The sequence below is a fragment of the Sphingobacterium prati genome (assembly GCF_013167215.1).
In the GTDB taxonomy this organism is placed as follows: Bacteria; Bacteroidota; Bacteroidia; order Sphingobacteriales; family Sphingobacteriaceae; genus Sphingobacterium; species Sphingobacterium prati.
On sequence record NZ_JABJWY010000024.1, the window covers coordinates 131,797 to 145,813 of the forward strand.

Genomic DNA, 14,017 nt, shown 5'->3' on the forward strand with positions numbered 1-14,017 from the left:
ATTAAAGTTAATGACAAGTATCATAAAGCAGAAAAACAATGAGAACAATTAACATCATAATAACAGAATGTAGTATATGGCTTTCGTTTCATAAGCTTGGACGCTGTATTTTTTCAGGTTTTCTGGCGCTTATGCTCCTATCCTGTGGGAAAGATAAAGACTATACAATTGGGTTAGAAGACGGAAAAAGCATCGTCATTAAAGATCTTGCGGGCGATACCGACGCCGCCATGGGAGATGGAGCCGAAGGCAAGGAAAAGCGTCCCTTCTATACATTTCTCTTTCGTTTCAAAGATCAAAAACAGATCTGGATCAAGACAAAGGCCGATTCCATTCAATGGTTGAAAACCAAAGACTGGGATATTGCTTTCACAGGTCCTTATAATTCCGAGGTGTTCGTCAACAATGCAATGGATGAGTTCAATCCCGGTTATCAGGGCGAGGCGAACAATACAGCTGTTATGCTCTTAAAACAGTCTTACCAAAGCCTTACTGTCGCCCCTTCGGATGAGGAGTTCAATAAGAGCGGAACCGGCAAAATTGGTTGGGCATCCAATTCCGAATCCCTCGGCTGGTTTCAGTATAGCCTGAGCACCCATATTATGCAAGCGTTGCCCAATCGCACCTATGCTATCCGACTTCCTGATGGTAAATATGCCAAATTACAATTGATCAATGCCTATAAGGGAAACCCCTCAGCAGTGACCAATATGAACTGGCCTGCCCCCTATTACACTTTTAAATATTATGTACAGGAAGACGGCAGTAAAAACTTAAATACAAACACATTATAATAAGGAAAAATTACACAATTAAATTAAAGATGAACAAATTATTTACAACAGCAGCACTTGTATGTGCATTGAGTTTAGGTTTTACCTCTTGTAGCAAGGATGATGATAATGTAATTATTACAGAGCAGGAATATCAGGCAAAAGTTAGCGTAAAAGATGGTGAAACGGTAAACCTAGCAAATATATCGAGAACATCTAATTCACAAGGAACCATTAATCGTAAGGGCAACGTTTATTCCTTACGTAATTTCAAACAATTTATTGTCGATGATGACAACAAGGCTACTACAACTGCAGCCACAACATACTACTTTGACTTCAAAGAAAATGATGGTGCATCAAATAACAATTTTATGATTTATGTCAACGCTAAAGGTTCCAATGTGGATTTTGCGACCAACAGTTTAAAGGGGTATACTTTATCATATATTGATAAAGCGTTTGACGAGGTTAAAGCCAGCGACCAGTTCATTGCGGCTACAAATAATTTATTGGGACTTCAATCTGCTTATGCTCCAAACGTAATTGGTTGGGCTAATTATACCGGAGCACCAAATCATCAAGTATTGGCAGTCGCTAACCGAACAATTATTGTATTAAAAGATAACAAACCATTCTTCAAAATACGAATGAATAGTGTCTATGAAAATGAAACGATGAATCGCGAGGTAGCGCCAAATAATTATTTCTTCTATTCTATAGACTACCAAGAGTTAAAATAAAATGATAGGCAACAAATTATTGCCTATCATTTTATTGCGAATCGATCAAAACCAAAATTAATATATAAAATATCATTTTTCATACACAAGTAATAGGCTAAACTCTTTACCTTTACCATTATTTAGAATGATTTTAAATAAATATAAAATATACCACATGAATATATCAAGACAGCTTACCAGAACAAAGTATCTTGCATTGCTCTGCATCGGTCTGGCAATCAATAGCGCTTGCAGCAAATCAGATCCAATAACAGAACCTGTTGTCGAGCCACCAAAAGAAGAAGAAAGCAATACGGGGCTTTACAATAAATTGATCACTGTACGCGATTTTGCCGCTACAGACAAAAACGACGGTCAAAATGCTGCCCCTACTGTCTATTATAGCTTGGAAACCAATAAAGGTATACCGGAAACACATCGCCAGACGCGGAACTGGGACATTGCTTTTAGCAATATCTTCAATAGCCATGTCTCTGGTAATAATGGAGCAAACAATACGAATTTTGGTTTTGGCAATAACGCTACTGGTGGTATCCTGATCGTCGAAAAAGCATTCGACGAAGTAACAGAAGTACCAGCAGACGCTGAATTCAAGGTGATCGGTGATGCAATCGGAATGGATCAAAACGGCGACGAGGGAAATGGTGTTGGCTGGTTATTGTATGACTTTTATGGCCGTTTGGTTCGTGAGCATGCTGTTCAGAATGAGCACGTAGCTTATGCCCTTGGAAATGGACTGACATTACTTAATGGAAAAGTAATTAAACCACGAACATTAATTGTTCGTACGGCAAAAGGTAATTATGCGAAAATTAGACCTGTTTCTATGTATAAAGGCCTCTATACATCCGATAAATGGTTTAAAGACTCCCCACACGTATTTATCTCCTTCGATTATGTCCTTGTGCCAAAAGGCAGCAAAACATTTGAGATAAAACCTTAGATAGTACAATTCTTATTCAAAAAAAACCGGATATACGGTCGAAGTACATCCGGTAACAAATTGACTAATTAACATATATTTATTAACTAGCCCACTGTAGAAGTGGCAAAATTACGAAAAAGAAATGAAAATCAAATTCACAACTTTATCAATTGCCTTAGGACTTGCCGCGATTGGCATGACCGCATCATGTAGCAAAGACAATTCACTTGCTCCTAGTATTGAAGAGCAATCACTCAGCAAACGTGCTGTTACTCCTTCGACGACAATTGGCGGTACGGTAAACTTTACCGCAACCGGTACAAAAGGATATTTAAAAACGATCGCTACAGGCACCTATGGTGCACGCAATTTCCACCAAGGTACAGTGCCAGATTTGGTGGACACAACGCAATGGAAAAACCCAGCCAGCACCTATTACTACAACTTGATTACCAATGATGGTGGTACATCCACTAGCTATGATTTTCAATTTAGTGGTACAGCAAATGCGAGTTTGACCGTAAATACGACGAAGTATAACTTGTATTATGTAAATGCAGCTTTTGAATCTGTTTCTTCAAGTACTACAGGAACATTAATTGCAAACGGTACAGCAGCTTCCAATAGTACAAATGGAACAGGCAACCCGAGCAGTACTGGCTGGTACATCTATAACATTAGCAATCATATTATGAGCAGCTATGGGCCGAGAACGTATATTTTAGAAAACAAGACAACCGGCGATCAATGGAAATTGCGTTTAAATAGTGTTTACAAGGACGAAACTCCAAATGCGAGCTACGCCGCAACAAACTTTCCGTTTATGAGTTTCGATTATAAGAAACTATAATAAGCCTTAATACCCTTATTTTTTAATAAGAATTGTAAATTTTAAATCCGGTGCCAGCCTTGCTGGTACCGGTTACTTTCCAGACTAAAATGAAAAATCAGTTATTAACCACCCAAAAATTTAAGATCGCTACGGGCCTTATATTGAGCAGCTTGTATTTAAGTTCTTGTACCAAAACAGAAATTCAACCCTACGAACCGGAGAGCATGGCCCGGATCAGTAGTTTCAAGATTGTCAATACCAGCAAAGAAGTAATTGGCGCTATTGACAATGACGCCAAGACCATTACGGTTACGCTGCCCGAAGGACTCTATATGTCCAGCCTGGAGCCTGAAATAAAAGTTGCCAAAGGCGCTACGTTAAAACAAGGTTCGGATACACTGATCACCAATATGGTCGATTATTTTGCCAAAGGGCGCACCATTCAATACCCTGTTACCGCTACAGATGGCAGTACAGCCACTTATACGCTGATCGTCAAAAGTGATCAGCCGACACTCCATGTACGGGAGGTCAGTTCAGATCCCAATACACCCGTTGTGTATGATCAGACATATGGTTATGTCTTTAATTTTATCGATATCAATACCGTCCAACCCAATTATCCTTTTGTCGGAACTTACGAAACAGACCTAACGATAGCGCGCGCAAGTCTGGTTAGTAAGGACGGAAAAGAATATAATTTTACACAATTAACATCGAACACTCCGCCGGGCGTTAGCAATGCTTACGTACAATTAACATTAAATTCCATTGAGGGACGTGTTACAGGCAGTGGCAGTTCATTAAAATACAACAAAGTGCCAGTAGCGGGTGATTATTATGTCAAATTGCGGTACTACAGCCGCGAGGTAACTTTAAAGAATCCCATTAGAATTATTTACAACAACTAATCATTGTTTTCAACAGCGAGATCATGACCGCATTCGCTTTCAGTTATTGACGGAAACAATCCCCGGCGATAGAAATTTACCCCAAATATGAAAAAAACAACCACATTATATCGCATTCCTACCCTATTGTTAGCAGTAGGAATCACACTATTCTCCGCTTGTAAAAAAGAGTACGAAACTGCGCTAACGCCTTACACAGAAATCACTTCTTTTAAAATCCCTTACAACTCGGGCAAAGATGCCATTGTAGCAGCTGTGGATGGTGAAAACATCTATGTCTCCTGGCCCGGGTCAACCGAATGGCCTATTCCGGAGACTGTTGCTCCGATTATTAATATTTCAAAAAATGCAAGCATTAGCCCTGCCTCAGGAACAGCAATCGCACTCAAAGATGGACTGCAATATCAGGTAAAAGCCCAGGATGGCACCATAAAGACCTATACGATAAAATTGTCAAATGGGGCGCTATTACCTTCCTTTAGAGACGAAGAAACGCAGATTACTGCTATCGTGGGTCAATGCAATTTCAGTATCCCAATAAATAATCTTGCGCTGGATGGAAGTGATAGTCTGTACCTCGTTAACGATCAGAATAAAAGCTATAAACTCCTATTGGATAAAGTAGAGAATGGGCTTATTATTTTCTATGTGGATCAGCAAGATGGCTCGGGGATTCCTTCAGGTGATTATTACGCACAGGTGATGAACAAATTTGGTATTCCTGTTAAAAGCAGTAAAAAGTTCGTAAGCGTTGCAGCCGACCAGTCACTTCCTTATGTCTATTTTAACCATGCAAAAGAATGGCAGGTCAAAAGAGGTGAAATTATAAGTCTGCCTACAAGACATTTGAGCAAAACATCAGATATTAGAGTTGTAAATTTAAATTACACAGAAGATGGTGGTACGAATAGCTTATCTTTGAATTTCGTCGGTATTTCAGATGATTTAAAATCCATTAAAGTACAGATCCCCGAAGATGCTCCAATAGGCATTTCCTCAGATTTAAACAGTGGCATTAGCATACGGGTCCGTCTTGATCGTTTTTTTACGCAATCTACTCCTTATTATAATTATCCAATCAAAATCGTAGAATAAAAATCCTGTCGTTTTTCATAGATGATAAATCAGAAAACAGCATAAATATCTGGAAATAAATACGAATCTTTGTATAGAATCGTTATAAATAAAAGAAAGAACATGTTAAGTCAACATATCAAAGAGCAGACGCACGCTGCTCACCAAAACGTAGAAGGAACGATCGTGCGCCAATTGAAAAACATTCGTTCGGAAGCAGATTATGCTGAGGTATTAAAAGGTTTCTATGCTTACTTCCGTGCAGTGGAAGATAGTATCGCTCCTTACGTTACTGCAGATGTATTACCGGATCTTGCGGCACGCCGCAACTCATCGTATATCAAAAGTGATATTGAAGCCTTGGGAGGTAATGTGGAGAATCTTCCGGAGGCAACGGCTCCAGTAGTAACAAATATTCAGGAAGCCCTTGCGTCATTATACGTACTCGAAGGTTCTATTATGGGCGGTCCATACATTGTTCAGATGCTCAACAAATATGGCGTCAACAAAGGGACATCTTTCTTCGAAGGTTATGGTGAAAATAGCCGTGACATGTGGGCTGGTTTTACGGCTATATTGAATAAATATGCAGAAGATCCTGCAACTTATGATCGATCGGTAGAAATTGCAAACCAAACTTTTTATAACTTTGGTGAAGTATTCACTCCTATTACCAGTGCAAACTAAAAAGGAGCGGTATTGTTTAATCCTTCAGATGGAGCAAAAAGACAATAATAAGGACAATAAATCAAAATGGTTGAAGCGGGCCGGCATGGGGGCATTTATCTTCTTCCTGGCTAAGGGACTTGTTTGGCTAGCGGTATTTTTTTTCGCCGCTAAGTCCTGTAGCGATTTTTCTTAACTTTTAAACAGAACCAGTCTCCTGCATTCAATCATAGCGGATGCAAGAGACTGCTTCTGTTAATTTCAAGCAAACGACCGTTTAGCGATTGCGGATTCCTTTAGCTCGCGCGACATTTTCTATTATCGTTTTTAGCTTATTCCATTCACACTCATGTTGGAAAGTTCATTGCTAGACAAGTTTATGTTAATATTCCAATGGTTGCATCCCATCTTTCACATCGATAATATCTTGTGAGAACTTCTCGCACTTCATCTTTATGTCCCTATATAAATAGATACGGATAATAATATAAACTTCCAAACTGGTTTTCGGTGGTGGATCTCCTTTGCATCCCCCATGCTGGTGATATGGCAGAACTTTGTCAAAATTAACTGTATTTCCTTCTTCATCACGATAGCGTTTTTCATCATAATCGTAAAACATACCATCTTGGCCTTCTCTAATGACCTAGATATCTTTTTTTGCTATGTCACTATCAGGTTTAACCATAAGCAGCTTTTGAGAATAAACAAGAGCCTCTTCATCCGACAATATTTTTTCAGGAATATGGTTATAGTACAAAATAATCTCCAGAATATCTGCATCCATTGGCTTTAGCTTATCCGCTTCTTTCGCATGGTATAGACCTATCAATTCACACCCATCAATATGATTTAAAATACCCCCCATCAACCTACTGATCGATAGATGTATTCGCCAATCATCCTCTTTACCCCCTAAAAGTCTTAACATATAAGTGTAGATAAAAAAGTTAACATCTCCGTTTTCTGGATTATAGGCAAGTCTATATAAAACTTGTTCAAACTCCTCAAAGTCAATACTATTAAACAAACTATCAACTGGATTCAAATTTAACTCCTTCAAACTAGTCTCCAAATTATTTAATTCCATTTCGTTAATTACTTTGCTAAAACTTGTAACGCCTTCCATTTATAAACAGGATCAGTAATTACCCTAGCATTGCTAACTACAGTCTTACCGGCAACATTATTTAGTTACCACCTGAACAATTTCTCCTCCATACATCATTACCTTGCTAGACGATTCTTTCCAATATAAAATTGACAATGTAAAAAAGCGAACTGTGCGACAAAATTTTAATCGAACTTCGTCTTGGGAGGTATTGGGTCCTGTAAGTCTTGAAGCTGTTTCTGTTGCTCGATAACATGTAAAGTCAGCTCTCAATTTTCTTGAGCAATATTTTATTCATTTCTCCAAGAGAGATACCATCCGTCTCTACTTCCATTGCTTTAGGCACCTCAGGCAGATGGCCATGCTGTTTTATAAATCGTTCTGTCTCTTCAAGACTCCGCATCTTATAATTGGGATCAAATACATAATCTGGCCAATTCGCAACCTCGACTTTGACCTGGTGTGCGCGAATATTTCCATTTACGGAAAGTTTTTCTTTTGGCGTATCAGTTCCAATACCGACATTACCTGAAGTATTTTCTGCAAGCACACGACACCAACCCGTCCAACCCGCAGCTTGCGTACCGGTCCGATAGAATATTCCTTTAGAGCCTGAAAAAGCAAGCTCATGCGCAGGGCCACTACTATCATCAATCCAACCACGAAGACCTAAGAGCGTGTAATAAGCCGTCTCTGTAAAACCGACAGACGTACCCAATTTAAAAGATGATTTTACCGCTCTCGTATAATTTCCGGGAGCTGTAGCTACAGCCTTGTGTCTTCAACTGATAAATAAGTTGACTGACTAAAAGCAAAACCAAGTAAAACAACTCCCACTACAAATAACAATTTCGCTATGCTTAACTGTTTCATATTCCCTTTATTTAGATTCAAGAAATTTTATATATGATTTTCGTTATATACAGACTGTGAGCCGCTAAAGCTTTTTTTAAATTTTGTTAAAAATTATAAATACATAGCAATAATAACGGCGAATAGATCTAAGAGATACGGCAAAAGACACTGAACTTAATTACTTTTCATTAATCGGTCAATCTCATTATTTTAAGCTCAAATAAATATAGGAAATTTCCAGACACAGATCACAATAATTTTTTGTTAAATAATCTTATGCAAGCCTTAAATAAGATTTTCGTTATATATGAATTCCTGACTATATTTCGTCTACTAAAGAAAAAAGCACCCGAAGGTGCTTTCCACTTAATTTTTTCGTATTGACCATATTCCAGGTAGCTTGCCCTTCGCAAAGCTAACCTATGTAGCAATCTCCAGTGCTACATTACGGTAATGCTAGTTATAGCCATATTAACCAACCAACTTTTTGATTAAAGATATTGTTCATCATATCCTTAAACTATCTGAAAAGCAGCTAGAATAGAAGCTGGATTACAATCTATTTCATTCAGCACATTCGATCGTCGGCTATCTTTTTCCAAATACAGCATGGTAAATCCAACAAATATAGAGGTGCCTACAAAGTCACCACATTTAATGGTCAAGGTCCTTGCCGGTATCGCCTGCTCTCTATATTTAGTATCGTATTCCCACTCTGTATCTTTTATCTCTTTAGGCTCAAGCTCATCGAAATCGAATGACAGCGCTTTAAATTTAAACACTAACGCATTGCATTTTTCAGGAAGGACCAGCGCTCTTTTGATATCAAATTCCGGAAATGATATTTTAAGCTCTTTCCTCTTGTTCAGAGAGATTACAGGATCAATAAAAAGATAATCCTGCATATGACAATTTTCATTGAACTGAAAATTTACCAAGCGATCCAATACGCAGTTACTCAGCGTACGGTTTCCCTTTTCACCATCAAGATTTGTCTTTATTGCACGGTAGATCTGCCTATTTAAGCGATTGCACATCTGCCCATCATGGAGATCCTGATGGACTTCCCCAAAACACATCCGGATCAGTGCACCCGCACGGCTTACATTGCCAAAATCTTTACCTGCTCTTTTGGTATCGTCCGTCTGTTTGACGCGATATGGTCTGCTTTGCACGTAGTTTTTGTTGCCAACTTTTCTATTTACCAGGGGGCCAACCAGGCCTCTGATAAATCCATTATCATTTATTCCCATACCTAAAGATACACCTATAAAACACTGATGTCAAGCATCTTAGTTATTTTTAGCGAATTTTAAATTCGAGTCAAACGACAATTATAAATATTGTAATTTTCACCGGGCTTTGTTGTAAATAGCTTATGGAAAGGTTCGCCCCAACTTCGCCCTCCTCCTGACTTGTAAAAAATATGCAAGCACAGTGAAAGCACTTTAAAAGGTGGACTCAACGTGGACTCACTGTGTACTCAACTTGCTTACAGGGCGACGTTGGTATTAACTTAGTAATAACCTGGTCACCAGCAGTTCCCTCTACCGGCCGAACATCAGCATTAAACATCCCCAACAAACCTGTTTGCTCTTTTCTTACCTAAATCCTCGGATTCCGCTATCTGAAAACTTCATTGCCACTCTATCCCATTTATCCTCGGGGCAGAAGCTGACCATCCCTTTCTCCTCGTGTAGAAGAATACCTGCCTGGCGGATAGCATTGTACACTTCTTCACGCCCACTCTGGTAACAGATAGACACCGAAATATGCCTGTCCTTTGGGATGAAGTCCCAGTTTTTGATTGTACCCCCCTCCCAGCGGCTCATTTCATCTACAAAGGCGTGTAAAGAAATATCTTTATAGATCCGGATCTTGCGGGTCCACATCCTAGCTTCTTTGAAATGCTGGGATGCCAAATAACTCATTGTATCACGCGAAAGCTGATTTTTGCCTGCATATTTAGCGTCAACATATACAAAGTCCCCAGGACAGACGACAGATTGTATTTTGTTTAGGCTATAGGAATAAATCTCCATTTTCCCGTCATTAAGCAACGCCTTCATGTTATTTGAATCCGCCCGGATCAAAAAGTCAGCACTGTTGGCTGTAATTTTACCTTTCTCCGTAGCAATAATTAAAGGTTCATGTTTATAACGATTGTTGGCATCGACATAAGCCTCTCTCTTCTGGTTAACTTATAGCAGTAGCTAATTTCATTTTGTCCCAACTACCGTCTATAGTTATATTTTTCAAAAAAATTTTGTGTAGCTAAATGGCAACACTTATATTTGTAGTCAAATAACTTCATTATGAATTTAAGAAGAGATGTTTTTCAGGCCATTGCCGACCCAACCAGAAGAGCCATTCTTCTGCTTTTGGCTTCCCAATCCATGACTGCGGGAGCTATTGCTTCAAACTTTAACACAGCTAGACCAACGGTCTCCAAGCACCTGCAGATTCTTAGCGAATGTGAATTGCTAAAATCTGAACAGAATGGCCGTGAAATTTACTATAAGCTCAATCCGCCCAAAATGAAGGAAATAGCTGATTTTATTGAACCTTTCCGTAGCATGTGGGATGAACGATTTAATAAACTCGAAGAAATTATGAAAAATTATAAAGACAAATAAGATGGAAAAGAAAACAAATGTCCGTGCCGAGGACGGCAAACAGGAGATTGTAATTACCAGAGAATTTGACTTGCCGCTAAACTTGCTATTCAAAGCTTATGAAGAATCTGAAATCTTTGAGCAGTGGATGGGGACCAAGGTAATAAAATGGGAAAATAAAAAACATGGCTCCTATGCTTTTGAGACATCCCACAACAGTAATGTTGTGTTTAAAGCGAATGGAACGATACACGAATTTGTCCCTAATGAAAAAATTACGAGAACATTTGAAATGGAAGGTACTTCCTTTCCCGTCCAATTGGAATATCTAACCTTCGAAAAAATTACTGATGAAAGCAGCAGGCTCATCATCCATATTATATTTCAATCGATAAAATTCCGTGATCAATTGCTCCAGATGCCGTTTGCTCAAGGCATTAACATGGCGCACAACAGACTTCAGGAAATCCTGATCAAATGCATTTAAACCTAAAGTTTAACATAACCGAAAGTAGACCATGAACCCAAAAGCAGAACATTTCTTCGAAAATGCAAAAAAATGGAACGAAGAATTTAATTTATTACGAGAAATCGTTATCGAGAATCAATCACTCGTAGAAGATTACAAATGGATGCACCCATGTTATACTTTTGAAGGAAAGAATATTGTCCTGATTCATGGATTTAAAAATTACTGCGCGCTATTATTTCACAAAGGTGCCTTGTTAAAAGACAACAAAAAGCTATTAATTCAACAAACTGAAAACGTCCAGTCAGGTAGACAGCTCAGATTCACCGATATTGACCAAATTTCAAGTCTAAGAAATGTAATAGCAGATTATATCCAGGAAGCGATAGAAATTGAAAAATCAGGTGCAAAAGTCGCTATGCGAAAAGCTGAAGACTATCCAGTACCTGAGGAATTCGCTAGAGCCTTAAGGGAAGATCAAGCGCTTCAAAGTGCTTTTTCATCCCTGACTCCAGGCCGTCAAAAGGCATATCTATTTTATTTCAATCAGGCCAAACAATCAAAAACACGTGAATCACGGATCGAAAAGTATTATCAACATATTTTGGATGGAAAAGGCATAGATGATTAATAGCCTTTAGACTGCATCATTGACTTAACTGATCGTTTCTCTTAGATTGCATATATGGCATAGCCCAAGGGACTATACATAAAAAAAAGCGGAGCTCCCATCCATGCAGCTCCGCTTTCCTGTGCATATGTAAAAAGGTTAAACAGCAGTATAACCGCCATCAACCAAATAATAGCCACCAGTCATAAAAGATGACTTTTCAGAACTCAAGAACAATACCAGTTCTGCAACCTCCTCAGCCTTTCCTAAACGACCAATGGGATGTTTGCTGACCAATGCATGTACATGCTCTTCATCCAAATTTTTGAGCAAAGGTGTATCGATATATCCTGGCCCCACCGCATTGCAACGGATATTTTTCTGTCCATATTCTGCACCTATATTTTTAGTCAAGCCAACGACAGCATGTTTTGCTGCAGTATAGGCGCTTGACATCGGAGCTGCAACCGTACCATGAATTGAGGCCATATTGACAATAACACCACCACCATTTTTTTCCATCGCTTCAAGCTGATACTTGCATCCAAAAAATACGCCGTTGAAATTGATATCTATCACTTTCTTCCAGCCATCCAAGCTATAGTCGCCCGTTAATGCCGCCTCACCCCCGATACCTGCATTATTGCAGGCAATATCTAATTTCCCGTAAGTATCTACTACAAAACGCACCAATGCCTCATTATCTTCCGCTAATGAGCTATCAGTTTTAAAAAAAGCCGCCTCTCCTCCTGATTTTTCAATCTGCCGAACAGCCTCTTGACCGGCTTGTTCATTAATATCCGACACCACAACTTTCGCTCCTTCTTTCGCGTATGCCAAAGCAACCGCCAGTCCTATACCGGATCCGGCCCCTGTTACCAAAGCAACTTTATCTGCTAAAATGTTCATAGTATATAATTTTTATGATCCATACAATTTACCAATATTTTACCAGAATGCATAAAAATCAACCTTCGTGGAAACTAAAAAAGAAACTCAAATGACATTCAGCCGGCATTCGTCAATAACTAACAAAAAGAGCTCAGTTGTTATCAATAACGGAGCTATAATTCCGACCAATAAACTAATTTAATCTTGTAACTGCGGATACTTTTGATAAAACCTATTTAGAAAAAAACGGCCCATTAACTGAAGCTTTGACTGTGTTTCGAACATACCCGAACCTGGAGATATAATTCCATCAGGCATCCGCTGTACAGCACCATAGTAGATAATATCAAGACCATTACCGTTGACGTCAAGATGCATTTTTTTGGCTTTCAGCCCCATAACAGATCCCATACGGGTCACTTTTTCCGAACCACTGATCTGAGCAGGCCGGGCATTCAATAAAGTTTCATGGTCAAAAACCAGATGGTCTCTTGCTTCACCGTCGTCGAAAAACAAATAATGCAATTCATTATTGCTGAGCACTAAATACGAAGCATTGTCTCGCTCGCGGTAACGTGCTTTGACCCCAACAGCTGCCCAAGCCACTGTTTTAGCTGCTGTGGCTGCCGCCGAAGCTACTTTATCACCTACTGTGGCAATGTAAGCGCATTGCGTAAACGCATCTATGGGCGCTCCGTTCATTTGTTTGGTTAATTCCTCAAACTCCTGGCTTAACAGTTCATCCTTAATACCGGATGCCAGCGCAATCCCGCCCTCGCCTTCATACTTTCTAGCTGTTTCTTTTTGCTTTTTCATCATCATGAGAGAGATAAAAACGCAGGCAGCCACGATCACTACAAAAATACCGATGTATAAAATCATATTAGTTATAATTTAGAAAATGGTTAATAATTCAATAAAAAATTTAGCGCCAAAAAAGAGGATATTGATGCTCAGTATCCTCTTTTCCTGCTAGTTCACAACAATAATTTTGCCAAATTTAGAGTATTCGGTCTGGATAGTGGATATTATTCAATGCTGTTTGGTGCATATCGACCCAAATATCGTTATATGGCTGATTTAATAGCCAATTTGGAGAACTTCGCATGTCTGCATCTTGATCATTGTTATAAATAGAAGGAAATTCCGACTCCTTTGCACGCAGCAATACCACAATGGCTCCTTTCATTGTGAGCGGAAGATCTCCCAAAACAAGATTATAGAAACCCTCTTTGACCAAGTTAGGGCTAAAGCGCTCAAGGCTATCATAACTTCTTTCTAATTTACCGATTTGCTTCTCCAACTCCTGTGGATAATGACGTTCGACGTAAGACTCAAAAAGTCCCGTACCCCTATTGTAAAATCCCGCTTTCATTAAATTCAGCGCCTCATTGCGATAGACTTGCAGAAAACGATCAGCATTCAAGTCGGTATAGCTTCCATCCAAAGGTTTGCCATCTCGACGCAAAGCCCAAATCTTAAGCTCTTTGAGCCTTTCTGATTCGGTGAAATTATTTGCTTCCATTCCTTATCTATATT

At 39.1% G+C, this 14,017-nt stretch carries 19 protein-coding genes; 11 read left to right on the forward strand and 8 right to left on the reverse strand.

Going from position 1 to position 14,017, the window contains the following annotated elements; all coding sequences use genetic code 11:
* Positions 1-38: 38 nt before the first annotated feature.
* The 8 genes from HPC41_RS06635 to HPC41_RS06670 all read left to right on the forward strand — a co-directional run bounded on the left by HPC41_RS06635 (position 39) and on the right by HPC41_RS06670 (position 6,123).
* Positions 39-794, forward strand: a complete 756-nt coding sequence (locus tag HPC41_RS06635) for an HmuY family protein (protein WP_172393250.1) — start codon at positions 39-41, stop codon at positions 792-794.
* A gap of 29 nt (positions 795-823) precedes the next feature.
* Entirely contained in the window at positions 824-1,516 is a 693-nt protein-coding gene (locus HPC41_RS06640) for a hypothetical protein (protein WP_172393251.1), read from the forward strand.
* A gap of 157 nt (positions 1,517-1,673) precedes the next feature.
* Positions 1,674-2,462 (forward strand): HmuY family protein, encoded by a 789-nt coding sequence (locus HPC41_RS06645; RefSeq protein WP_172393252.1) that lies wholly within the window; start codon positions 1,674-1,676, stop codon positions 2,460-2,462.
* A 124-nt stretch (positions 2,463-2,586) separates the two neighbouring features.
* Entirely contained in the window at positions 2,587-3,294 is a 708-nt protein-coding gene (locus HPC41_RS06650; protein WP_172393253.1) for a hypothetical protein, read from the forward strand.
* 89 nt (positions 3,295-3,383) lie between these two features.
* Positions 3,384-4,187, forward strand: coding sequence for a hypothetical protein (locus tag HPC41_RS06655; protein ID WP_172393254.1), 804 nt, complete (start codon positions 3,384-3,386; stop codon positions 4,185-4,187).
* Positions 4,188-4,274: 87 nt separating this feature from the next.
* Positions 4,275-5,282, forward strand: a complete 1,008-nt coding sequence (locus HPC41_RS06660) for a hypothetical protein (RefSeq protein ID WP_172393255.1) — start codon at positions 4,275-4,277, stop codon at positions 5,280-5,282.
* Between the two features lie 102 nt (positions 5,283-5,384).
* A complete protein-coding gene (locus tag HPC41_RS06665) occupies positions 5,385-5,948 on the forward strand; it encodes a biliverdin-producing heme oxygenase (RefSeq protein ID WP_172393256.1) in 564 nt (187 codons plus the stop codon).
* Positions 5,949-5,976: 28 nt separating this feature from the next.
* Complete coding sequence (locus HPC41_RS06670) at positions 5,977-6,123, forward strand: hypothetical protein (protein WP_172393257.1); 147 nt, start codon at positions 5,977-5,979, stop codon at positions 6,121-6,123.
* Positions 6,124-6,309: 186 nt separating this feature from the next.
* Here the strand turns inward: HPC41_RS06670 and HPC41_RS25040 are convergent, their stop codons facing one another.
* The 5 genes from HPC41_RS25040 to HPC41_RS06690 form a co-directional block, all read right to left on the reverse strand.
* The gene (locus HPC41_RS25040) at positions 6,310-6,549 is read right to left on the reverse strand and encodes a hypothetical protein (protein ID WP_216660679.1); all 240 of its coding nucleotides are present in this window, start codon (positions 6,547-6,549) and stop codon (positions 6,310-6,312) included.
* Positions 6,550-6,573: 24 nt separating this feature from the next.
* Positions 6,574-7,056, reverse strand: a complete 483-nt coding sequence (locus HPC41_RS06675; protein ID WP_172393258.1) for a hypothetical protein — start codon at positions 7,054-7,056, stop codon at positions 6,574-6,576.
* Between the two features lie 244 nt (positions 7,057-7,300).
* Positions 7,301-7,756 (reverse strand): tail fiber protein, encoded by a 456-nt coding sequence (locus HPC41_RS06680; protein WP_172393259.1) that lies wholly within the window; start codon positions 7,754-7,756, stop codon positions 7,301-7,303.
* A gap of 652 nt (positions 7,757-8,408) precedes the next feature.
* Positions 8,409-9,146 (reverse strand): hypothetical protein, encoded by a 738-nt coding sequence (locus HPC41_RS06685; protein WP_172393260.1) that lies wholly within the window; start codon positions 9,144-9,146, stop codon positions 8,409-8,411.
* 348 nt (positions 9,147-9,494) lie between these two features.
* Entirely contained in the window at positions 9,495-9,962 is a 468-nt protein-coding gene (locus tag HPC41_RS06690) for a hypothetical protein (protein WP_172393261.1), read from the reverse strand.
* Positions 9,963-10,208: 246 nt separating this feature from the next.
* Between HPC41_RS06690 and HPC41_RS06695 the strand changes: the two genes are divergently transcribed.
* From HPC41_RS06695 to HPC41_RS06705, 3 genes are read left to right on the forward strand one after another with little or no spacing between them, the layout of a single operon-like run.
* Entirely contained in the window at positions 10,209-10,529 is a 321-nt protein-coding gene (locus tag HPC41_RS06695) for an ArsR/SmtB family transcription factor (RefSeq protein WP_172393262.1), read from the forward strand.
* 1 nt (position 10,530) lies between these two features.
* On the forward strand, positions 10,531-10,995 hold the full coding sequence (locus HPC41_RS06700) for an SRPBCC family protein (RefSeq protein WP_172393263.1): 465 nt from the start codon (positions 10,531-10,533) through the stop codon (positions 10,993-10,995).
* Positions 10,996-11,026: 31 nt separating this feature from the next.
* Entirely contained in the window at positions 11,027-11,608 is a 582-nt protein-coding gene (locus HPC41_RS06705; protein WP_172393264.1) for a YdeI/OmpD-associated family protein, read from the forward strand.
* A gap of 138 nt (positions 11,609-11,746) precedes the next feature.
* On the opposite strand, the gene HPC41_RS06710 is transcribed toward HPC41_RS06705, so the two are convergent.
* The 3 genes from HPC41_RS06710 to HPC41_RS06720 form a co-directional block, all read right to left on the reverse strand.
* Positions 11,747-12,496: an SDR family NAD(P)-dependent oxidoreductase gene (locus HPC41_RS06710; protein ID WP_172393265.1), complete on the reverse strand. Its 750-nt coding sequence runs from the start codon at positions 12,494-12,496 to the stop codon at positions 11,747-11,749.
* Positions 12,497-12,676: 180 nt separating this feature from the next.
* Positions 12,677-13,360 carry a hypothetical protein gene (locus HPC41_RS06715; RefSeq protein WP_172393266.1) on the reverse strand — a complete coding sequence of 228 codons (684 nt, stop codon included), beginning with the start codon at positions 13,358-13,360 and terminating at the stop codon, positions 12,677-12,679.
* Positions 13,361-13,478: 118 nt separating this feature from the next.
* Positions 13,479-14,003 (reverse strand): hypothetical protein, encoded by a 525-nt coding sequence (locus HPC41_RS06720; protein WP_172393267.1) that lies wholly within the window; start codon positions 14,001-14,003, stop codon positions 13,479-13,481.
* Positions 14,004-14,017: the final 14 nt, after the last annotated feature.